The following is a 20,987-nucleotide window of genomic DNA, read 5'->3' as shown; positions in this document are numbered from 1 at the left end:
TGAAACTCAAGGAGTTTTCAGTTCCGACTGCGCCGGAAGTGGGGCGAATTATAGACAGATCCACAGGGGCGTCAAGGACTTATTTCAACTTTGTTTCAGCGGCGGCGTTTTGGCTATAAGCCACAAGCTTCAAGCTGCAAGTAAAAGCAGAGGCACCGCGCTCAACTTGTAGCTTGCAGCTTATAGCTTGAAGCTTTAGACCACCTTGGCCACCCGCAGACGCTCGATCTCCGATGCCGCCAAGCCAAGCACTTCGCCGAGGATCTGCTCAGTATGCTCCCCCAGCAACGGCGGTGCATGGCGATACTCCACCGGCGTCTCGGACAGACGAATCGGGCTGGCCACCTGCGGCACCTGCCCGGCCAGCGGGTGAGGCATCTCGATAGCCAGGCCCCGCGCCTTGACCTGCGGATCGGCAAACATCTGCGCCAGGTCGTTGATCGGCCCGCACGGCACACCCGCCCGTTCCAACTGCGCGACCCATTCAGCGGTGGTCTTGAACACCGTGGCCTGGCGGATCAGCGGGATCAGCTCGGCACGGTTGGCAACCCGCTGCTTATTAGTAGTAAAGCGCGGATCGTCTGCCCATTGCGGCTGGCCAGCCACTTCGGCGAACTTGCGGAACTGCCCGTCGTTGCCCACGGTGAGGATGAAGTCGCCGTCGGCAGTAGGGAAATCCTGGTAAGGCACGATGTTGGGATGAGCATTGCCCAGACGCCGCGGTGGCGTGCCGGTGGTGAGGTAGTTCATGGCCTGGTTGGCCAGGCAGGCAACCTGCACGTCGAGCAGCGCCATATCGATGTGCTGGCCGCCGCCATCGCGGTCACGATGGGCGAGGGCGGCCAGGATCGCCACGGTCGAGTACAGCCCGGTGAGGATGTCGGTCAGCGCGACACCGACTTTCACCGGCCCCGCACCTTCTTCACCTTCCGGCCGGCCGGTCAGGCTCATCAGCCCGCCCAGGCCCTGGATCATGAAGTCATAGCCGGCGCGCTTGGCGTAGGGCCCGGTCTGACCAAAGCCGGTGACCGAGCAATACACCAGGCGCGGGTTGATCGCCTTCAGGCTTTCATAGTCCAGCCCATAGGCAGCCAAGCCACCAACCTTGAAGTTCTCGATCAGCACATCCGACTTCGCTGCCAGCTCGCGCACCAGGCGCTGGCCCTCGGGCTGGGTGAAGTCGATGGTCAGCGAACGCTTGTTGCGGTTGGCCGCCAGGTAATAGGCAGCCTCGCTGGTGTTCTCGCCGTAGGCGTCCTTAAGGAAGGGCGGCCCCCAGGCGCGCGTATCATCGCCGCTGCCCGGGCGCTCGACCTTGATCACTTCGGCGCCGAGGTCGGCGAGTATCTGCCCGGACCAGGGCCCGGCCAGCACTCGCGACAGATCCAGCACCCGCAGATGAGATAGTGCGCCCATTGCTGGCTCCTTATTAATAGAAGGACTGGATGCCGGTCTGTGCGCGACCAAGGATCAGCGCGTGCACGTCATGGGTACCTTCATAGGTGTTGACCACCTCAAGGTTGACCAGGTGACGGGCAACGCCGAACTCGTCCGAGATACCGTTGCCACCCAGCATGTCGCGAGCCATACGGGCGATGTCCAGGGCCTTGCCGCAGGAGTTGCGCTTCATGATCGAAGTGATTTCGACCGCAGCGGTACCTTCGTCCTTCATCCGGCCCAGGCGCAGGCAGCCTTGCAGGGCCAGGGTGATTTCGGTCTGCATGTCGGCCAGCTTCTTCTGGATCAGCTGGTTGGCTGCCAGCGGGCGACCGAACTGCTTGCGGTCCAGGGTGTATTGGCGCGCGGTGTGCCAGCAGGCCTCGGCGGCGCCCAGGGCACCCCAGGAAATGCCATAACGCGCAGAGTTCAGGCAGGTGAACGGACCTTTGAGGCCGCGCACATCCGGGAAGATGTTCTCTTCGGGGACAAACACGTTGTCCATGACGATTTCGCCGGTGATCGAGGCGCGCAGGCCGACCTTGCCGTGAATCGCCGGGGCGCTCAGGCCCTGCCAGCCTTTCTCCAGGACGAAACCACGAATGTCGCCGGCATCATCCTTGGCCCAGACCACGAACACGTCGGCGATCGGGCTGTTGGTAATCCACATCTTGCTGCCGCTCAGGCGATAGCCCCCGTCGACCTTCTTGGCGCGGGTGATCATCGAACCCGGATCGGAGCCGTGGTCGGGTTCGGTCAAGCCGAAACAGCCGATCCACTCGCCGCTGGCAAGCTTGGGCAGGTACTTCTGCTTTTGTGCCTCGGTACCGAATTCGTTGATCGGCACCATGACCAGCGACGACTGCACGCTCATCATTGAACGGTAGCCGGAGTCGATACGCTCCACTTCCCGGGCAATCAGGCCGTAGCACACGTAGTTCAGGCCGCTGCCGCCGTACTGCTCGGGAATGGTCGCGCCCAACAGGCCGACTTCGCCCATCTCGCGGAAGATCGCCGGGTCGGTCTGCTCGTGACGGAACGCTTCCAGCACGCGCGGGGCCAGCTTGTCCTGGGCGAACTGATAAGCGCTGTCACGCACCATGCGCTCTTCTTCAGTGAGCTGTTGGTCGAGCAACAGCGGGTCGATCCAGTTGAAGCTTGCTTTACCGGCCATGAGCGAATCCTCGAGAAATGGGACCAGAGTTGTTGTGCCTTGATCCTAGGCCCGTTCAGGCGACGAGACAAACGAGGATTGCGCATGCTCTTGTGATAATTTCTCACTTCGTAATGGCCCTAAAGGCCATCTTTACGCCATATTAGTGAGGTTGATGTACATGCGGCGCAAGATCCCCAGTACGGCGGCCCTGGTCTGCTTCGAGGCTGCAGCCCGCCACGAGAGCTTTACCAAGGCTTCCCAGGAGCTATCCCTGACCCAGGGCGCCGTATGTCGGCAAATCGCCGGGCTCGAGGAGTTTCTCAATGTCGAATTGTTTCGCCGCTCCCGCCGCGGGGTGAAGCTCACCGAAGCCGGGCTTTCCTATAGCCGCCGGGTCGCCACCCAGCTGGACGCAGTGGAGCGCGACACCCTGTCGGTAATGGGCCAGCAGGGCGCCAACGTCATCGAACTGGCGGTGGTACCGACATTCGGCACCCAATGGCTGCTGCCACGGCTGAAGGATTTTCAGCAGCGCCACCCCGAGGTCACGGTCAACCTGACCAACCGCACCCGGCCATTCCTGTTTGCCGATACCAGCTTCGACGCGGCGATCTACTTCGGTGATGCCGACTGGTCGGGCACCGAGTCCCATCGGCTGATGGGCGAGAACCCCGTGCCGGTGTGCAGCCCGGCGTTGCTTGGCAATAACAAGCAGCTCACGGGCGAGCAGATCGCCCAGTTGCCGCTGCTGCAACAGACCACCCGGCCCTATGCCTGGCGCCAGTGGTTCAACAGCCTGGAGATGAATGTCGCCCGCGACATGACCGGCCCGCGCTATGAGCTATTCTCGATGTTGGCACAGGCCGCCATGCACGAGATGGGCGTGGCGCTGATTCCGCCCTTCCTGATCCAGCGCGAACTGGCAGAAGGGCGCCTGGTGGTGGCCAGCCCGCACGCGCTGTCGAGCATCAAGGCGTATTACCTGATGATCCCCGAGCGCAAGGTGGAATCGGCTTCGCTGCGCGCTTTCCGCGACTGGCTGGTGGGAGAGGCGAGCCGCTACGCCGCAGCGCATAAGGACGACAGCTATAACTTGACCCCGTAGTCAGCAAAACTGAAACCCTACAGATATAAGGAAATGTCGCATTTAGGCCAACTGTTTCAGAGGCCCTCACAAAAGCCCTTAACCCTGCTGTTTATGCGGCCTTCACAGCATAAATCGCGCTTTTAGCCAGGCATTCAGCAAATTCGGCGGAAAATTTTCAAATTTTACCGTAATCTCCCTGAAGCCCGCGCTTGGCGGGCTCCAGGCCTGTTATTGCGACATTCGGTCACAGGGTGACTTGTAGTTTGATTGCCGTCACCCTTCAAAACTGGTTGAAGCGATTCAGGAATCACCTGCAAAATGCCGCGCCCCGCTTGAATTCGGCGGGATCGTGCTGATCGGCCGCCCCAGCGCACCATCCGCAGTGCACTGGTTTACCAACAAAAGATCACGCAGGAGAAATGACGTGCACATTGGTGTTCCTCTCGAAACGCAGACGGGCGAAACACGGGTTGCTGCAACCCCGGAAACCATCAAGAAACTGATTGGCCAGGGGCATCAGGTCACCGTCCAGAGCGGCGCCGGCATCAACGCCAGCGTTCCGGACAGTGCCTATGAAGCAGCAGGCGCCACTATTGGCAGCGCTGCCGATGCGTTTGGAGCTCAGCTGGTTCTGAAGGTTGTAGCCCCTGACGATAGCGAACTGGCCCAGATCAAGAGCGGCACTGTCCTGGTGGGCATGCTCAATCCGTTCAATAACGAAACCATCGCCAAGATGGCCGAGTGCGGCATTACCGCCTTTGCCCTCGAAGCTGCGCCGCGCACCTCGCGAGCCCAGAGCCTCGATGTGTTGTCGTCGCAGGCAAACATTGCCGGTTACAAGGCGGTGTTGCTCGCGGCTCACCACTATCCGCGCTTCATGCCGATGTTGATGACCGCTGCCGGTACCGTTAAGGCCGCGCGCGTGCTGATCCTCGGCGCCGGTGTCGCCGGGCTGCAGGCCATCGCCACGGCCAAGCGCCTGGGTGCGGTGATCGAAGCCTCGGACGTGCGTCCGGCAGTGAAGGAGCAGATCGAGTCGCTGGGTGCCAAGTTCATCGACGTCCCTTACGAGACCGATGAAGAGCGCGAGTGCGCCGAAGGTGTCGGCGGTTACGCCCGGCCCATGCCGGCCAGCTGGATGCAGCGCCAGGCGCTGGCGGTGCACGAGCGCGCCAAGCAGGCCGACATCGTCATTACCACCGCACTGATCCCCGGCCGCAAGGCACCCACCTTGCTCAGCGCCGAAACCGTGGCGCAGATGAAACCCGGCTCGGTGGTCATCGACCTCGCCGCAGCCCAGGGTGGCAACTGCCCGCTGACCGTCGCCGACCAGGTGGTGGTGGAGCAGGGCGTGACCATCGTCGGCCCAACCAACCTGCCAGCCCAGGTCGGCGCCGATGCCTCGGCCCTGTACGCACGCAACCTGCTCGACTTCATGAAGCTGCTGTTCGACAAGGACGGCGCGCTGACGATCAACCTCGAAGACGACATCGTCGCCGCGTGCCTGATGTGCCGCGACGGCCAGGTCATCCGCAAGAACGGATAAGGAGCCAGACAATGGAAGACATGCTGATCTCTCACGGCGTCTATAACCTGATCATCTTCGTGCTGGCGATCTATGTCGGTTACCACGTGGTCTGGAACGTCACCCCTGCACTGCACACCCCGTTGATGGCGGTCACCAACGCCATCTCCGCCATCGTCATCGTCGGCGCCATGCTGGCCGCCGCGCTGACCGTCACACCGCTGGGCAAGACCATGGGCACCCTCGCGGTGGCCCTGGCGGCGGTCAACGTATTCGGCGGTTTCCTCGTCACCCGGCGCATGCTGGAGATGTTCAAGAAGAAAGCCCCAAGCAAGGGCGCAGCGAAGCAAGAGGGGCAGAAGTAAACATGAGCATGAACCTGGTAACACTTCTCTACCTTGTCGCCTCGGTATGCTTCATCCAGGCGCTCAAGGGTCTGTCGCACCCGACCACGTCGCGGCGCGGCAACCTGTTCGGCATGCTCGGCATGGCCCTGGCGGTGATCACCACCATCGGCCTCATCTATAAGCTCGGAGCTGAACTGGCCACCGATGGTATCGGCTACGTCATTGTCGGCCTGCTGGTCGGCGGTACTGCCGGTTCGATCATGGCCAAGCGCGTTGAAATGACCAAGATGCCCGAGCTGGTCGCCTTCATGCACAGCATGATCGGTCTGGCCGCGGTGTTCATCGCCATTGCCGCAGTGGTCGAGCCGCAATCGCTGGGCATCGTCGCCAGTATCAGCGACCCGATCCCTAGCGGTAACCGCCTGGAACTGTTCCTCGGTGCCGCCATTGGTGCGATCACCTTCTCAGGTTCCGTCATTGCCTTCGGCAAGCTCTCGGGCAAGTACAAGTTCCGTCTGTTCCAGGGCGCACCGGTACAGTTCAGCGGACAGCACAAACTGAACCTGGTACTCGGCCTTGCCACCATCGGCCTGGGCCTGGTGTTCACGTTCACCGGCAGCTACAGCGCCTTTGCCCTGATGCTGATCCTGGCGTTCATCATGGGCGTGCTGATCATCATCCCGATTGGTGGCGCCGACATGCCGGTGGTGGTGTCGATGCTCAACAGCTACTCGGGCTGGGCGGCAGCAGGTATCGGCTTCTCGCTGAACAACTCGATGCTGATCATTGCCGGCTCCCTGGTCGGTTCGTCCGGTGCGATCCTCTCGTACATCATGTGCAAGGCGATGAACCGCTCGTTCTTCAACGTGATCCTCGGCGGTTTCGGCGGCGCGGCAGAAGCGGCCGGCCCGGCGGGCGCCAAGGAAGCCCGCCCGGTGAAATCCGGTTCGGCCGACGATGCGACCTTCCTGCTCAGCAACGCCGACACCGTGATCATCGTCCCCGGCTACGGCCTGGCGGTGGCCCGTGCCCAGCACGCACTGAAAGAGCTGACCGAGAAGCTGACCCACAACGGCGTGACCGTGAAGTACGCGATCCACCCGGTGGCGGGGCGCATGCCCGGGCACATGAACGTACTGCTGGCCGAAGCCGAAGTGCCATACGACCAGGTGTTCGAGATGGACGACATCAACTCCGAGTTCGGCCAGGCCGACGTGGTGCTGGTACTTGGCGCCAACGACGTGGTCAACCCGGCAGCGAAGAACGATCCGAAGTCGCCGATTGCCGGCATGCCGATCCTCGAGGCCTTCAAGGCCAAGACCATCATCGTCAACAAGCGCTCGATGGCCAGCGGCTACGCCGGCCTGGATAACGAACTGTTCTATCTGGACAAGACCATGATGGTCTTCGGCGACGCCAAGAAGGTCATCGAAGACATGGTCAAAGCGGTCGAATAAGCCGTTCAACCTGCTGTGACAAATAGCCCCAGCGCGGTACCGGCTGGGGCTTTTTCATGCCCGGCCCGCCGACAGAAGGCTCTATTTCAGGGCTTCGCATTCGACCTTGGTCGCGGGACGAAGCCAGGCGAAAACACTAGACTGCGCATCTAGCTTTAGTAGCCCGAGATAACAATCCATGTACCGTGATCGTATCCGCTTGTCCTCCCTGCACAGCAAGGTAATGAGTGCGGCTGATGCCGCTGGCCTGATCGAGGACGGCATGACCGTCGGCATGAGCGGTTTTACCCGTGCCGGTGAAGCCAAGGCCGTGCCCCATGCACTGGCCGAACGCGCCAAGCAGTCGCCCCTGAAAATCAGCCTGATGACCGGCGCAAGCCTGGGCAACGACCTCGACAAACAGCTGACCGAGGCCGGTGTACTGGCCCGTCGCATGCCGTTCCAGGTCGACAGCACCCTGCGCAAGGCCATCAACGACGGCAAGGTCATGTTCATCGACCAACACCTGTCGGAAACCGTCGAGCAGCTGCGCAACCAGCAGCTCAAGCTGCCGGACATCGCGGTCATCGAAGCGGTCGCCATCACCGAGCAAGGCCACATTGTGCCGACCACTTCGGTGGGCAACTCGGCCAGCTTCGCGATTTTCGCCAAACAGGTGATCGTCGAGATCAACCTGGCGCACCACGCCAACCTGGAAGGCCTGCACGACATCTATATCCCGACCTACCGCCCGACCCGTACGCCGATCCCGCTGGTAAAAGTCGATGACCGCATCGGCAGCACCGCGATCCCGATCGACCCGGCCAAGATTGTCGGTATCGTCATCACCGAGCAGCCGGACTCGCCGTCCACCGTGCTGCCGCCAGACGACGAAACCCAGGGCATCGCCAACCACCTGATCAACTTCCTCAAGCAGGAAGTCGACGCCGGGCGCATGACCAACAAGCTCGGTCCGCTGCAGGCCGGTATCGGCAGCATTGCCAACGCGGTGATGTGCGGCCTGATCGACTCGCCGTTCGAAGACCTGACCATGTACTCCGAAGTACTGCAGGACTCGACCTTCGACCTGATCGACGCCGGCAAGCTGAGCTTCGCTTCGGGCAGCTCGATCACCCTGTCGACCCGCCGCAACGCCGACGTCTTCGGTAACCTGGAGCGCTACAAGGACAAACTGGTCCTGCGCCCGCAGGAAATTTCAAACCACCCTGAAGTGGTCCGCCGCCTGGGCATCATCGGCATCAACACTGCCCTTGAGTTCGACCTGTACGGCAACGTCAACTCCACGCACGTCTGCGGCACGCGGATGATGAACGGCATCGGTGGCTCGGGCGACTTCGCCCGCAACGCGCACCTGGCGATCTTCGTCACCAAGTCGATTGCCAAGGGCGGGGCGATTTCCAGCGTGGTGCCGATGGTCAGCCACGTCGACCACACCGAGCACGACGTCGACATCCTCGTCACCGAGCAGGGCCTGGCTGACCTGCGTGGCCTGGCACCACGCGAACGTGCCCGGGTGATCATCGACAACTGTGTGCACCCGGATTACCGCGACGCGCTGAACGACTACTTCACCCGCGCTTGCGAACGCGGCGGCCACACGCCGCACATCCTGCGCGAAGCCCTGGCCTGGCACGAAAACCTGGAAGAAACCGGGCGCATGCTCGCCAGCTGACCTGCACAGTAACCGGCCGGTTGTGCGCAATGCCAACCGGCCGGACAACTGATTTATTTATTTTGGCAAAAACTGTTCTACTGTACCGGTGATTTCACCACCATTTTCCGCCCTCTTGTCCCTTCTCCGAGCAGAAATGCACCATTTCAGTGCCGACCAGTACAGTTGCGCCTATTCCGAGTGCAACAGTCGCTTAAAACAGTTAACTGGCCCATCACAATGCAGGTGAACTGTATCTACTGTTATGGACGGCAGAGGAGGATCATTGGCATCAGTTAAATCACTACCTAATGCCGCCACAAGCGGAAGGATGACATCATGGAACGTACCCTCAGTTCCGATCTGGTTTTCGAAAACACCGCCGAACAATCCAAGGCCTCGCTGCCACTGCGCCTGCTGGCCAACCTGATGCTGTGGCAACGCCGTATTGCCAGCCGCCACCAACTGGCTCGCCTGGACTCGCGTCTGCTGGCTGATGCCGGTATCAGCGAAGCACAACGCTACGAAGAGCTGAGCAAGCCTTTCTGGCGTTAATGCAGGGCTCGCCGGCCAAGGCCGGCACCTCGAATTCCCCAAAACCCGTCGCAGGTGACTGCTGACGGGTTTTGTCGTTTAAAGGCCCGAGATAGAGCGGCTGACACCACGACAGGTACAGTTATACATTTAATCAATATGACCGGTACAGTTGATAAATCTTGCGACGAGGTGGTCCAAGCCTCAGGTTCCTATCGCGTGATACCCTTAGCGTACCCAGCTTGGTAATAAGTAGCGCAACAAGCTGAGCGTGCGTCTGACATAAGAACCACCAAAAAGCCTATCCAGGAGATCGACCATGTTCCATTCACGCTTGTTTGGCGCCGCGCTGCTGCTGGCCCTGGCTTCCACTGCCAACGCCACCAGCTTTGTCGTCACCACCGATACCGTCGTTCGTGGCGTCGCCGCCTCCACTGATGCCACCTCCGATGTGTCGTCCTCGTTCCGTGACGACAAGATCGTCCAGGCCGCCCGTGACGACGCCGCCAGCTTCGTTGCCAGCCACGGTGACATCCGCGGCGCGAAACTGGAGAGCGCTTTCGCCCACATTCGCCAGCAGACCCCAACCCTGCAGGCCAGCGACGCTCAACTGGCACAGGCCATCCTGGCGCTCTGAAGCACTCGCTTCCGGCCCATGCATGTAACAACGTGCAACTAAGCCGGGCCCTCTGCGCTGGTCCTCACCAGCGCATTGGGATAGCCTTTGCCGCCTGATTCAGCTGCCGTTCGAGACCCATGCGTTATCTGTCATTGCTGTTGCTCGTATTCTGCTGGAGCGGTGCCGCCCAGGCGCTGGACCTGACCACCAACAACCTTGTCGTCAGTGGTTACGTCACCAGCAAAGTGACGTCGGCGCCCTTCGATCGCAAACTGCTGCTGGCCGCCCATGACGATGCCGCTGCCTTTGTGGGCAGCGACGGTCAATGGCGGGGCGCTCGCCTTGAGGCTGCACTGGACCGGCTGCGCCAGGCCAACCCGGAACTTCATGCCAGCGACCTTGAACTGGCGCAGGCAATTCTCGTCCAATGATTACTTCTGTTTTCCCGGAGATGCTCCATGCGTAACCCGCTGATTGCCGCCACCCTTGGCCTTCTGCTGCTGGCCGATGTGGCCCAGGCACAAACCCTGGTGGCCACCAGCAACATCATCGTTCGCGCCTTCGGCCGCTCGATCGACTTCACCTCCGACACCACTACTTCGATTCGCGATTCCAAAGTCGTGCGCGAAGCCCGCGACGATGCCGCCAGCTATGTCGCCAGCCGTGGCGAGATCCGTGGCGCACAACTCGAAGCCGCCTTCGATACCCTGCGCCAGCGTGTTCCTGAAGCACGCCAGGCCAGTGACCAGGTCCTGGCTGAAGCCATTCTCGCTCTGTGAAGCCGGTGCGTGCCTGGCTGCTGGGTTGCCTGCTGATACTGTTCGGCAGCCCGGCACTGGCCGACCTGCAGCTGGTGCTGCAGGCCGATGACTTGAACCCGCAGCAACAGCGGGCCAGCCAGGCATTGCTGGACGAAGCCCTGCAGGCACTGCCGCCGAGCTTCAAGACCCGCCTTGACCGACGCATCCAGGTCAGCTGGAGCAGCCGCATGCCGGCCGACGCCTACGGCCAGGCATCGCTGGTCTCCACCCTGGAGCTCAATAGCCGCCTGCTGCCGGGCCTTGCCGATGGCAGCGCCGCCACGCAGAAGACCGGCCGCCCCCACGGCACCGTACGCCAGGAGTTGTTGGCCACCGTCCTGCATGAGCTGACCCACATCTATGACCGCGCCCGCCTGTGGCAGGGTGCGCAACGTCGGCTGATCACCCAGTGCACCCGACAGCGGAACAGCCAGGGCAAAGTCGGCCTGCCCGAACAGTGCCGTGGCCAGACCGAACGCCGTTTTACCCTCAGTGACGACCCGCGCCTACTCGATCTGGCTGGCTGGCCGCAATATGTCGGCCGTCGTGGCGAGCGCGAACAGCACAACCGCCAGGTGGCACGCAGCCCCGACAGCTATGAGCTGAGCAGCCCCAAGGAATTCATTGCGGTCAACATGGAGTACTTCCTGCTCGACCCAAGCTTTGCCTGCCGCCGCCCGGCCTTGCAGGCTTACCTGAAGGAGCATTTCGACTGGGCGCCCGAGCATCCGCCATGCCCGAGCGCATTGCCGTTCCTCAACGCCGGCAATGACTTTGCCAAATCGCCGCTGGGCGAGATCGACCCCGAGCGGGTCTATGCCGTGGATTACCTGCTGGCCGAAGCCAACCAGAACTGGGTCAGCCGCTGGGGCCACAGCATGCTGCGCCTGGTGATCTGCGCCCCAGGGCGCCCGCGCGGGCCGGACTGCCGCCTGGACCTGGACCAGCACCTGGTGCTGTCGTACCGGGCGTTCGTCAATGATGTGCAGCTGTCGAGCTGGGACGGTTTGACCGGTGCCTACCCGTCGCGGCTGTTCGTGTTGCCACTGGCCCAGGTCATCGACGAATACACCAAGACTGAACTGCGCAGCCTCGCCTCTATCCCGCTCAGGCTCAACCGTAACGAACTGGAAAGCCTGGTGCGGCAGGCCGTCGAGATGCACTGGAGCTACGACGGCAACTATTACTTCCTGTCCAACAACTGCGCGGTCGAAACCCTCAAGCTATTGCGTAGCGGCACCGCCAACCCACGCCTGAACAATCTGGACAGCATCGTTCCCAATGGCTTGCTCGAAGTACTCGAAGGCCGCGGCCTGGCTGACGTCAGCGTGCTCGACGACCCGCGCGAAGCGCTACGCCTGGGTTACCGCTTCGACTCCTACCGCGACCGCTACCAGGCGATGTTCCTGGTACTGAAGCAGCAGCTGCCGATCAAGCAGGACAGCGTCGAAGCCTGGCTGGAACAATCTGCCGAACAACGCCAGCAGTGGTTTGCCCAAGCCGACCTGCGCACCAGCGCGGCGTTGCTGCTACTGGAGCAAGCCAGCCTGCGCCGCCAGCTGTTGCTGGCCCAGGACGAGGTCAAGCAGCGCTACCTGACCGGGCGGGAGCTCAATGACGCCAGCGTCGGCAAGGCTAACAACACCCTGCAGCAGATTCTCGCCAACAGCGGTTTTCTCAGCCGCCCGGCGGAACTGCTGGGCAGCAGTGGCTACGGTTTGCCCCAGGCCAGTGAGCGGGAAAAGCTGCTGAGTGAAACCAGCCAGCGGCAAAAACAGCTGCAAACCCTCAGCGCCGAACTCGACAAGGAGGTGCGCGCCTTGCTCGGCCCGACACGCGCGGCTGAAATCAAAGCGGTCGAGGCCAACATCAAGCAGGTGGGCGAACATTTGCGCGCACTGCACAAGGCCGGCGGCGGCCTGCAACTGCCCTGATCACAGGGTTTCGCCATGCTCTTCAGGCAACTGTTCATCCAGGTGCAGCCAGGACAGGCGGCTGTCGATCCAGATGTGCCGGTTGGGCGGCGCCAGCTCCGGCTGGTCGAGCGTCGTCACGGTGACGTCGATGCTCTGCGGGCTCAGATCAGTGGTCAAGGCCACATGGGCACCGCAACGACTGCAAAAATATCGCACGCAACTGGCCGATGAGTCATAGCGTTGCGGCGTACCACTCAACCACTGGAAATCATCACAGTTCACCGTCAACCAGGTGATCAACAAGCCACCACTGACCCGCCGGCAAACCGAGCAATGGCAGTGGGCAACATCCGTCAACGGGCCTTGAATCCGGTAGCGCAGGGCGCCGCAATGGCAGCCGCCTTCGTACGAATCGCGCATCGCTCCCTCCTGTTACCTATTGGCTTACAGCCAACAATGCACCTCTCGTCGGCTTTGGGCCAGCGAAAGCTGGCTGAAAGCTTCCCGCCTTAGGATTGCCTCCACTACCGGCACCAGACCGGTCAGCCAGGGCCCTGTGTCTTTCATACAGCGCCCGGCCCAATTAACAACAACAATGGTGATACTGATGCTTTCCTACGCCCGCCTCCCTGCAGCCATCCCTCCGCTATTCCACGCGCCGCGCCCCGCGCGCTGATCCGCCCGAATCGTTCTTCCTTCGACGCGCTACGCCTGGAGTACTCCCATGCTGACCTTCCTCGGCTTCGCCATGGTCATCACCTTCATGTACCTGATCATGACCAAGCGCCTGTCGGCCTTGATCGCGCTGATCCTGGTACCGATTCTGTTCGCCCTGTTCGGCGGTTTTTCCGCCAAGATCGGCCCGATGATGCTCGAAGGCATCAGCAAACTGGCGCCGACCGGGGTCATGCTGATGTTCGCTATCCTGTATTTCGCCCTGATGATCGACTCCGGCCTGTTTGACCCGGCCGTACGCAAGATCCTCAAGCTGGTCAAAGGCGACCCGCTGAAAGTCTCGGTCGGCACGGCAGTGCTGGCCCTGGTAGTGTCGCTGGATGGTGACGGCGCCACCACCTACATGATCTGCGTGGCGGCCATGCTGCCGCTGTACAGCCGCCTGGGCATGAGCCCGCGGATCATGGCCGGCCTGATCATTCTCGCCGGCGGCATCATGAACATGACCCCCTGGGGTGGCCCGACCGCTCGCGCCGCCAGTGCCTTGCATGTCGACCCGTCGGATATCTTCGTACCGATGATCCCGGCCATGCTCGCCGGTGTCGTCGCCCTGCTGGCCATCGCCTACATGTATGGCAAGCGTGAGCGCGCTCGCCTGGGCGAACTGCATCTGCCGGGCGATGAAATCGATCACAGTGAAATCAGCGTCTCGCAGTTCCCGGATGCCCGCCGTCCCAAACTGCTGTGGTTCAACGGCGTCCTGACCGCCTTGCTGATGGTCTCGCTGATCATGGGCCTGTTGCCGCTGCCGGTGCTGTTCATGATCGCCTTCAGTATCGCGATGATCGTCAACTACCCGTGCCTGCAACAGCAGAAGGACCGCATCGCCGCCCATGCCGGCAGCGTCCTGGCGGTGACCGGCCTGATTTTCGCCGCCGGTATCTTCACCGGTATCCTCTCCGGCACCGGCATGGTCGACGCCATGTCCAAAAGCCTGCTGGCGGTCATCCCGGATGCGCTGGGCCCTTATCTGGCGGTGATCACGGCGATCGTGAGCATGCCGTTCACCTTCTTCATGTCCAACGACGCCTTCTACTACGGGGTATTGCCGGTGCTGTCGGAAGCGGCCAGCCATTACGGCATCTCGCCTGTTGAGATGGCCCGCGCGTCGATCGTCGGCCAACCCGTGCATCTGCTCAGCCCGCTGGTACCCTCTACCTACCTGTTGGTGGCCCTGGCCGGCATTGAGTTCGGCGATCATCAGCGCTTCACCCTGAAGTGGGCAGTGCTGGTCTGCCTGTGCATAATGCTCGCCGCGCTGCTCATGGGAATTTTCCCCCTGTTCAGTAGCCTATAAGACAACAGAATCACCTAACCGTAGCCGCGCCCCATTGCCTGGGGCGTTCTGCTTACATCGTTCGAAGGAATACACATGGAATGGCTGACCAGCCCAGAAATCTGGGTTGCCTTTTTTACTCTGACGGCGCTTGAGATCGTTCTCGGTATCGACAACATCATCATGATCTCGATCCTGGTCAGCCGCATGCCCAAGCACATGCAGCAGCGCACTCGGATCTTCGGCCTGGCACTGGCCATGGTCACCCGGATCCTCCTGCTGCTGTCGATCACCTGGGTAATGCGCCTGACCGCCGATCTGTTCGTAGTGTTCGACCAGGGCATTTCCGGGCGCGACCTGATCCTGTTCTTCGGCGGCCTGTTCCTCTTGTGGAAAAGCTCTCAGGAGATTTACCACGGCCTGGAAGGTGAAGACGAAACCAGCGACGAGCCAAGCGGCGCCGGCGGCAAGTTCTTCTACACCATCATCCAGATCGCGATCATCGACATCGTCTTCTCCCTGGACTCGGTGATCACTGCCGTGGGCATGGTTTCCCACGTACCGGTGATGATCGCGGCGATTATCGTCGCCGTGCTGGTGATGATGCTCTGTGCCGGCGCCATCAGTAACTTCATCGACAAGCACCCGTCGCTGAAGATGCTCGCCCTGTCGTTCCTGATCGTGGTCGGTACCGTGCTGATCGCCGAATCCTTCGACGTGCACGTACCGAAAGGCTATGTCTACTTCGCCATGGCGTTCTCGCTGGCAGTCGAAGCGATCAACATCAAGATGCGCACGGCCATGGCCAAGAAAAAGCAACAGAGCGATCCGGTGAAACTTCGCAAGGACATCCCGGGTCAGTAATCCCGGTGCTGTTGAAAAGGGCCCTGCGGGGCCCTTTTTTCATCCAGCTTCATGACAGTGCTGTTTCAAAGCCTGCCGTGGCTATGCGATGCTGGCGCCACGGCCATTGGCCGACTACAGCTTAAGTGGGCACTGGGAAAAACCGCCTGGTAGCAGGACAGGCTCACGGCATCATCCATTTGCCCCACTGGGGCGCATAACAGGGGGCCTTTTCAATGCTGACCCTGCTCAATCTGCTTTCCGCCGTGGCGTTGCTGATCTGGGGCACGCACATCGTGCGTACCGGCATCCTGCGGGTGTATGGCTCGAACCTGCGTCGGGTGCTGAGCCAGAACATGTCCAAGCGGCCGTTGGCCTTTGTCGCCGGTATCCTGGTGACGGCGATGGTGCAAAGCAGCAACGCCACGGCGATGCTGGTGACCTCGTTCGTCGGCCAGAGCCTGATGGGGCTGACCCCGGCGCTGGCGATCATGCTCGGTGCCGACGTCGGTACCGCGCTGATGGCGCGGGTGCTGACATTTGACTTGTCGTGGCTGTCGCCGCTGCTGATCTTTCTCGGGGTTATTTTCTTTCTTTCCCGCAAGCAGACCCGCGCCGGCCAACTGGGCCGCGTCGGTATCGGCCTGGGCCTGATCATCCTCGCCCTGCAGTTGATCGTCGAAGCGGCAGCGCCGATCACCCATGCACAGGGCGTGAAAGTGCTGTTCGCCTCACTGACCGGCGATATCCTCCTCGATGCCCTGGTCGGCGCCCTGTTTGCACTGATCTCCTACTCGAGCCTGGCCGCCGTGCTGCTCACCGCAACCCTGGCCGGTGCCGAGTTGATCAGCCTGCCGGTGGCCATCGGCCTGGTGATCGGCGCCAACATCGGCAGTGGCCTGCTGGCCTTTCTCAGCACCAGCATGCAGAACGCCGCAGGCCGTCAGGTGGCGCTGGGCAGTTTGCTGTACAAGCTGATCGGCCTGGTGCTGATCATTCCCGTGCTCAATCCGCTGGTGGCGTGGATGGACAGCCTGAGTTTCAGCCCCCAGGAACTGGTCATCGGCTTTCACCTGCTCTACAACACCTTGCGCTGCCTGATCCTGTTGCCGACGGTGACGCCCATGGGCCGCCTGTGCAGCTGGTTACTGCCTGAGCGCGAAGAAGCCAACGGCCGTGCCCGCCCACGGCACCTGGACGCTACCGCGCTGACTACGCCAAGCCTGGCCCTGGCCAACGCGGTACGCGAAACCCTGCGCATGGGCGATCTGGTCGACAGCATGCTCGATGCCATGCTCAATGTGCTGCGCGGCACCCAGACCGCCATGACCCAGCAGATGCGCGGCCTGGGCGAAGACGTCGAGGCCCTGTACAACGCCATCAAGCTGTACCTGGCGCAAATGCCCCGCGAAGACCTCAGCGAGCAGGACAGCCGGCGCTGGGCCGAGATCATTGAGCTGGCGATCAACCTCAAGCTTGCCAGCGACCTGATCGAGCGCATGCTGCGCAAGGTTCAACAGCAGAAGACCTCTCAGCGCCGGGAGTTTTCCGACGTCGGCCTGGAAGAGCTCACCGGTTTGCACAGCCAGTTGCTGGCCAATTTGCGCCTGGGCCTGTCGGTGTTCCTCAGCGCCGATCCGGAAAGCGCCCGCCAGCTGCTGCGGGAAAAACGCCGCTTCCGCGCCCAGGAACGACGCCTGGCCCACGCCCATGTCAGCCGACTGCAACGTAAAGTGGTGCAAAGTATCGAGACCAGCTCATTGCACCTGGAACTGATCGCCGACATGAAACGATTGAACTCCTTGTTCTGCAGCAGTGCCTATGTGGTATTGGGCGGCGCCGATACCGGCGGCCTGCTGCTCGACAGCGTGCCGGACGACGCTCACTCACCCTGACCGCTTCACCTCAAGAACTCCCGCAAGGAAGCTCGCCATGCGTTGCCTGATGTTCATTTGCCTGTTGCTGGGCTGCGCGCCCGGCTTTGCCATCGACCGCTCCCAGGTCGAAGGCTACCTGCTGCCCAATGGCCTGCAGGTGGTGCTCAAGTCGGGTTATGAACGCAGCCATGTGTCGATTCGCCTGGTGGTGGGTGTTGGCTTCGATGACTTCCCCTGCGAGCGCCAGGAGCTGCCGCACTTGCTTGAACACCTGCTGTTCAGCGGCATCGACGACAGCGGCGAGGGCGGCCTGGAAGAACGCATGCAGGCACTGGGCGGGGAGTGGAATGCCTATACCAGCAGTGCCGACACCACCTTCGTCATCGAAGCGCCGGCGCGCAACCAGCGCAAGGTACTCGACCTGCTGCTGGCGGTGATCAACGACACCCGGATCGATGAAAAAGCCCTGGAGCTGTCCAAGCGCATCGTCGAACGTGAAGACGGTGGCCATTACTCGCACCTGCAGCGCTGGCTCGACCGCCAGGACATCGGCCATCGCGCCAGCGACCAACTGGCAGTGGAGCTGGGGCTCAAGTGCGCCGAACGTTCGTCGATCGAGGACATGACCCTGGAAGAGGTCAATGACCTGCGCGAGCACTGGTACGCGGCCAACAACATGACCCTGATCGTTGTCGGCGGCCTCGACCGCCTGCTGCCAGCCTATCTGGAGCGCACCTATGGCGAGCTGCCAGCGGTCGAGCCGGGTGAGCGCCGGGTGCTCGACGGTGTCACGCACAAAGCCGAAGCCCGCCGTGAGTTGACCCGTGACTGGCTGGGCGACAGTGCGCGCCTGCACTGGCTATTCCTCGAACCGGTACTGGACAACGACCACGGCCAGACCTGGGACCTGCTGCAGCGCTACCTGGACTGGGCGTTGTACGACGAACTGCGGCTCAAGCACGGGTTTTCCTACGGCCCGTTCAGCCAGCGCGAGAGCTTCGGTGACACCGGGCTGATGGTGCTCAATGCCGATCTGGACCGCGCCGATGTCGATGCCGCCGAGCAGGCCCTGGCCGCCATGCTCGAGCGCCTGCGCAAGGATGGCCTGGACCCGGCAACGTTCCAGCGCATCAAACAGGCCGCCATCGACCGCGAAGCCTGGACCACCCAGGGCAACAGCGTCCTGGCCGATTATTACTGGGGGGCGCTGAACGATTACGCCGACGGGCGCTTTGCCGATCCGGTGCGGGCGTTGCGCAGAATCAGCCTGGAAGATGCCAACCGGGCCCTGCAGCAGTTACTGGCCGAGCCTGGCTATGTGCGGATCGAGAAGCCGCTGCTCAGTTTTGACGAGCTGTATGGGTGGGTGGCGCTGGCGGTGGGGGTGTTGTTGGCCGGGGTGTTGATCTGGGGGCGGCGGCGTTCCCGCTGAAATCATCGCGGGGCAAGCCCGCTCCTACAGAGTATCCTGTGAAGGTTTTTACCTGACCTTGCGAACACCTTCATGCCTCTTTACCTCCAGCGCCTGATCGAGCTGATCAAGCGCTATCCCGGAGTCATCGCCCTCGGTGGTTTCATTTCCGGTGTCGGCAGCTTCATTCTGGTCGATCGCCAGGAGAGCCTGGCCAGCTGGATCGCCATCGTCATGCTCATCAGCTGGATCTGGCTGATGATGGAGAACACCTTCACCAAGGTCTTCACCAAGGTCTTCAAGCGCGAAATCCCCCAGCCGCTGCTGCGCTACGCGACGCAGATGATCCACCAGGAAAGCCTGTTCTTCGTCCTGCCGTTCTTCTTCGTGACCACCACCTGGAACAGTGGCCAGCTGGTGTTTACCGGCATACTCGCCGCAGCCGGACTGATATCGATCATCGACCCGCTGTACTACAAGTGGCTGGCCCCGCGGCGCTGGCTGTACCTGGCGCTGCATACCCTGACCTTGTTTGCCGCGCTGCTGACCGCGCTGCCAATCATCCTGCACCTGACCACCTCGCAGAGCTTCAAGCTGGCCCTGGGCATCGCCATGCTGCTGTCGTTCCCGAGCCTGGCCAGCAGCTTCCCGATCAGCCACTGGCGCCGTGGGATCATGCTGGTGGTGATGACCCTGGCCGTCGGTGCCGGCGGCTGGATGCTGCGCTCCTGGGTGCCACCAGCGACCCTGTGGATGACCGAAGTGGCGGTCAGCACCCAGGTCGAGAACCGCACGCCGGGCAAAAGCCTGGAGCAGATCAAAGCCAGTGAAATACGCAGTGGTCTCTACGCCTTTACCGCGATCAAGGCCCCTCGCGGGCTGAACGAGCGGATCTACCATGTCTGGCAATTCGAGGGCAAAGAGGTCGACCGTATCGCCCTGGACATTCATGGCGGGCGCAAGGAAGGCTACCGGGCCTGGACCCACAAGCAGAACTTCCCCGGCAACCCGGTCGGGCGCTGGCAGGTGCGGGTGCTGACCGAAGACGGCCAGGTCATCGGCGTGCTGCGCTTTCGCGTGGTTGACGATGGTCAAGCGTTTGCGGCCGAGTAACGCTATGCTCTGAGGCTGCGAACCGTTGGTCGGACTGCATGGAGCCTATGACTACACACGCCAGCGCCACCCTGGATACTGCAAGCAGCCCGCCACGGCTGCGGATCACCGGTGACTGGACCCTGGCCAACTACGCCAGCCTCAAGCGCAGCAGCGACAGCCTGGCCGGCCAGTATGACCCCTCTACCGAGGTCGATCTCGACCAGCTTGGCAAGCTCGACACCGCCGGTGCGGCTTTGCTGGTCGAGCTGCTCGGTGCCGAGCGCCTGGCGCGGCTGACCGAAACCGCCACACACTTGCCCGCTGCCAGCCAGGCGCTGCTCAAGACTGTGTATTGCTCGGTGCAGGACTTCTGCATCCCGCAAAAGCAGCCGGAACGCTCGGTGCTGATTCAACTGCTCAGCCGTATCGGCCGCGCGGTCGACATCCTGTGGCAAGACACCCTGCAGATCCTCGGCTTCATCGGCCTGATCCTGCAAACCCTGTTCCTGCGTCTGCTCCAGCCCAAGCGCTGGCGGGTTACCTCGGTGGTTGCGCATATCGAACAGACCGGCCTGGACGCCGCGCCCATCGTCGCCTTGCTGACCTTCCTGGTCGGTGCGGTGGTGGCCTTTCTCGGCGCCACGGTGCTGGCCAGCTTTGGTGCCAGCATTTTTACCGTCGACCTGGTGGCGTTCTCGTTCCTGCGTGAATTCGGCGTGCTGCTGACCGCAATCCTGATGGCTGGGCGTACTGCCAGCGCCTTCACCGCGCAAATCGGTTCGATGAAGGCTAATGAGGAGATCGACGCCATCCGCACCCTGGGTCTCGATCCGGTGGAGTTGCTGGTGGTGCCGCGGGTGCTGGCGTTGCTGATCGCGCTACCGTTGCTGACTTTTGTCGCCATGCTCTGCGGCATTATCGGCGGGGCGGTGGTCTGTGCGCTGTCGCTGGGTATCTCGCCGGCGATGTTTCTGTCGCTGCTGCAAAGCGATATCGGTGTGCAGCACTTCCTGGTCGGGCTGGTGAAAGCACCGTTCTTCGCCTTCCTGATCGCTGCCATCGGCTGCCTGGAAGGCTTCAAGGTCAGCGGCAGCGCCGAATCGGTCGGCGCCCACACCACCTCCAGCGTGGTGCAGTCGATCTTCGTGGTGATCGTTCTGGATGCCGTGGCGGCACTGTTTTTCATGGAGATGGGCTGGTGAAAGAGGCCAACGGCAACGC

Annotated in this window: 19 protein-coding genes; 16 read left to right on the top strand and 3 right to left on the bottom strand. The window is 62.0% G+C overall.

The genetic code is table 11. The annotated features are described in order from the left end of the window. Positions 1 to 195 precede the first annotated feature (195 nt). Positions 196 to 1,416 (bottom strand): CaiB/BaiF CoA transferase family protein, encoded by a 1,221-nt coding sequence (locus ABM562_RS05850; RefSeq protein WP_115084417.1) that lies wholly within the window; start codon positions 1,414 to 1,416, stop codon positions 196 to 198. 13 nt (positions 1,417 to 1,429) lie between these two features. Next, entirely contained in the window at positions 1,430 to 2,611 is a 1,182-nt protein-coding gene (locus ABM562_RS05845) for an acyl-CoA dehydrogenase (protein WP_010222582.1), read from the bottom strand. Between the two features lie 160 nt (positions 2,612 to 2,771). On the opposite strand from ABM562_RS05845, the gene ABM562_RS05840 reads away from it, so the two are divergent. From ABM562_RS05840 to ABM562_RS05795, 10 genes are all read left to right on the top strand, one after another. Continuing rightward, entirely contained in the window at positions 2,772 to 3,698 is a 927-nt protein-coding gene (locus tag ABM562_RS05840; protein ID WP_115084991.1) for a LysR family transcriptional regulator, read from the top strand. A 406-nt stretch (positions 3,699 to 4,104) separates the two neighbouring features. Then, positions 4,105 to 5,226 carry a Re/Si-specific NAD(P)(+) transhydrogenase subunit alpha gene (locus ABM562_RS05835; RefSeq protein ID WP_038997785.1) on the top strand — a complete coding sequence of 374 codons (1,122 nt, stop codon included), beginning with the start codon at positions 4,105 to 4,107 and terminating at the stop codon, positions 5,224 to 5,226. Positions 5,227 to 5,237: 11 nt separating this feature from the next. Beyond that, positions 5,238 to 5,570 carry an NAD(P) transhydrogenase subunit alpha part 2 gene (locus ABM562_RS05830; RefSeq protein ID WP_115084418.1) on the top strand — a complete coding sequence of 111 codons (333 nt, stop codon included), beginning with the start codon at positions 5,238 to 5,240 and terminating at the stop codon, positions 5,568 to 5,570. A gap of 2 nt (positions 5,571 to 5,572) precedes the next feature. Further along, positions 5,573 to 7,009 (top strand): NAD(P)(+) transhydrogenase (Re/Si-specific) subunit beta, encoded by a 1,437-nt coding sequence (locus ABM562_RS05825; protein WP_115084419.1) that lies wholly within the window; start codon positions 5,573 to 5,575, stop codon positions 7,007 to 7,009. A gap of 178 nt (positions 7,010 to 7,187) precedes the next feature. Next, positions 7,188 to 8,681, top strand: coding sequence for an acetyl-CoA hydrolase/transferase family protein (locus ABM562_RS05820; protein ID WP_460421134.1), 1,494 nt, complete (start codon positions 7,188 to 7,190; stop codon positions 8,679 to 8,681). Positions 8,682 to 8,999: 318 nt separating this feature from the next. Beyond that, positions 9,000 to 9,215, top strand: coding sequence for a DUF1127 domain-containing protein (locus tag ABM562_RS05815; RefSeq protein WP_010222590.1), 216 nt, complete (start codon positions 9,000 to 9,002; stop codon positions 9,213 to 9,215). Positions 9,216 to 9,513: 298 nt separating this feature from the next. Continuing rightward, positions 9,514 to 9,831 (top strand): DUF2388 domain-containing protein, encoded by a 318-nt coding sequence (locus ABM562_RS05810; RefSeq protein WP_010222591.1) that lies wholly within the window; start codon positions 9,514 to 9,516, stop codon positions 9,829 to 9,831. A 119-nt stretch (positions 9,832 to 9,950) separates the two neighbouring features. Next, positions 9,951 to 10,244, top strand: a complete 294-nt coding sequence (locus ABM562_RS05805; RefSeq protein ID WP_115084421.1) for a DUF2388 domain-containing protein — start codon at positions 9,951 to 9,953, stop codon at positions 10,242 to 10,244. A 27-nt stretch (positions 10,245 to 10,271) separates the two neighbouring features. After that, positions 10,272 to 10,592, top strand: coding sequence for a DUF2388 domain-containing protein (locus tag ABM562_RS05800; RefSeq protein ID WP_010222593.1), 321 nt, complete (start codon positions 10,272 to 10,274; stop codon positions 10,590 to 10,592). Then, entirely contained in the window at positions 10,589 to 12,547 is a 1,959-nt protein-coding gene (locus ABM562_RS05795) for a DUF7844 domain-containing protein (RefSeq protein ID WP_460421132.1), read from the top strand. Before ABM562_RS05800 ends, ABM562_RS05795 begins: the two co-directional genes overlap by 4 nt. Here ABM562_RS05795 and ABM562_RS05790 read toward each other — a convergent pair whose 3' ends face one another. Beyond that, entirely contained in the window at positions 12,548 to 12,949 is a 402-nt protein-coding gene (locus ABM562_RS05790; protein WP_115084423.1) for a GFA family protein, read from the bottom strand. It lies immediately after the preceding gene. A 304-nt stretch (positions 12,950 to 13,253) separates the two neighbouring features. On the opposite strand from ABM562_RS05790, the gene ABM562_RS05785 reads away from it, so the two are divergent. The 6 genes from ABM562_RS05785 to ABM562_RS05760 all read left to right on the top strand — a co-directional run bounded on the left by ABM562_RS05785 (position 13,254) and on the right by ABM562_RS05760 (position 20,968). Continuing rightward, positions 13,254 to 14,561 carry a CitMHS family transporter gene (locus ABM562_RS05785; protein ID WP_115084424.1) on the top strand — a complete coding sequence of 436 codons (1,308 nt, stop codon included), beginning with the start codon at positions 13,254 to 13,256 and terminating at the stop codon, positions 14,559 to 14,561. Positions 14,562 to 14,636: 75 nt separating this feature from the next. After that, positions 14,637 to 15,404: a TerC family protein gene (locus tag ABM562_RS05780; protein ID WP_115084425.1), complete on the top strand. Its 768-nt coding sequence runs from the start codon at positions 14,637 to 14,639 to the stop codon at positions 15,402 to 15,404. Positions 15,405 to 15,619: 215 nt separating this feature from the next. Beyond that, entirely contained in the window at positions 15,620 to 17,278 is a 1,659-nt protein-coding gene (locus ABM562_RS05775) for a Na/Pi cotransporter family protein (RefSeq protein WP_258578616.1), read from the top strand. A gap of 37 nt (positions 17,279 to 17,315) precedes the next feature. Then, a complete protein-coding gene (locus ABM562_RS05770; protein WP_460421130.1) occupies positions 17,316 to 18,692 on the top strand; it encodes a M16 family metallopeptidase in 1,377 nt (458 codons plus the stop codon). A 72-nt stretch (positions 18,693 to 18,764) separates the two neighbouring features. Next, on the top strand, positions 18,765 to 19,784 hold the full coding sequence (locus ABM562_RS05765) for a DUF5924 family protein (RefSeq protein ID WP_460421128.1): 1,020 nt from the start codon (positions 18,765 to 18,767) through the stop codon (positions 19,782 to 19,784). A gap of 38 nt (positions 19,785 to 19,822) precedes the next feature. Beyond that, on the top strand, positions 19,823 to 20,968 hold the full coding sequence (locus ABM562_RS05760) for an MlaE family lipid ABC transporter permease subunit (protein WP_460421126.1): 1,146 nt from the start codon (positions 19,823 to 19,825) through the stop codon (positions 20,966 to 20,968). Positions 20,969 to 20,987: the final 19 nt, after the last annotated feature.

This window comes from Pseudomonas sp. ZL2 (genome assembly GCF_054788455.1).
The sequence above is the reverse complement of the archived record's forward strand: the minus strand, read 5'-3'. Positions and strand labels throughout refer to the sequence as shown.

Bases quoted from the DNA above. Each gene is read 5' to 3' on its own strand.
- ABM562_RS05850 (WP_115084417.1), bottom strand. From the start codon at position 1,416: ATGGGCGCACTATCTCATCTGCGGGTGCTGGATCTGTCGCGAGTGCTG.
- ABM562_RS05845 (WP_010222582.1), bottom strand. From the start codon at position 2,611: ATGGCCGGTAAAGCAAGCTTCAACTGGATCGACCCGCTGTTGCTCGAC.
- ABM562_RS05840 (WP_115084991.1), top strand. From the start codon at position 2,772: ATGCGGCGCAAGATCCCCAGTACGGCGGCCCTGGTCTGCTTCGAGGCT.
- ABM562_RS05830 (WP_115084418.1), top strand. From the start codon at position 5,238: ATGGAAGACATGCTGATCTCTCACGGCGTCTATAACCTGATCATCTTC.
- ABM562_RS05825 (WP_115084419.1), top strand. From the start codon at position 5,573: ATGAGCATGAACCTGGTAACACTTCTCTACCTTGTCGCCTCGGTATGC.
- ABM562_RS05820 (WP_460421134.1), top strand. From the start codon at position 7,188: ATGTACCGTGATCGTATCCGCTTGTCCTCCCTGCACAGCAAGGTAATG.
- ABM562_RS05815 (WP_010222590.1), top strand. From the start codon at position 9,000: ATGGAACGTACCCTCAGTTCCGATCTGGTTTTCGAAAACACCGCCGAA.
- ABM562_RS05810 (WP_010222591.1), top strand. From the start codon at position 9,514: ATGTTCCATTCACGCTTGTTTGGCGCCGCGCTGCTGCTGGCCCTGGCT.
- ABM562_RS05805 (WP_115084421.1), top strand. From the start codon at position 9,951: ATGCGTTATCTGTCATTGCTGTTGCTCGTATTCTGCTGGAGCGGTGCC.
- ABM562_RS05800 (WP_010222593.1), top strand. From the start codon at position 10,272: ATGCGTAACCCGCTGATTGCCGCCACCCTTGGCCTTCTGCTGCTGGCC.
- ABM562_RS05790 (WP_115084423.1), bottom strand. From the start codon at position 12,949: ATGCGCGATTCGTACGAAGGCGGCTGCCATTGCGGCGCCCTGCGCTAC.
- ABM562_RS05785 (WP_115084424.1), top strand. From the start codon at position 13,254: ATGCTGACCTTCCTCGGCTTCGCCATGGTCATCACCTTCATGTACCTG.
- ABM562_RS05780 (WP_115084425.1), top strand. From the start codon at position 14,637: ATGGAATGGCTGACCAGCCCAGAAATCTGGGTTGCCTTTTTTACTCTG.
- ABM562_RS05775 (WP_258578616.1), top strand. From the start codon at position 15,620: ATGCTGACCCTGCTCAATCTGCTTTCCGCCGTGGCGTTGCTGATCTGG.
- ABM562_RS05770 (WP_460421130.1), top strand. From the start codon at position 17,316: ATGCGTTGCCTGATGTTCATTTGCCTGTTGCTGGGCTGCGCGCCCGGC.
- ABM562_RS05765 (WP_460421128.1), top strand. From the start codon at position 18,765: ATGCCTCTTTACCTCCAGCGCCTGATCGAGCTGATCAAGCGCTATCCC.
- ABM562_RS05760 (WP_460421126.1), top strand. From the start codon at position 19,823: ATGGAGCCTATGACTACACACGCCAGCGCCACCCTGGATACTGCAAGC.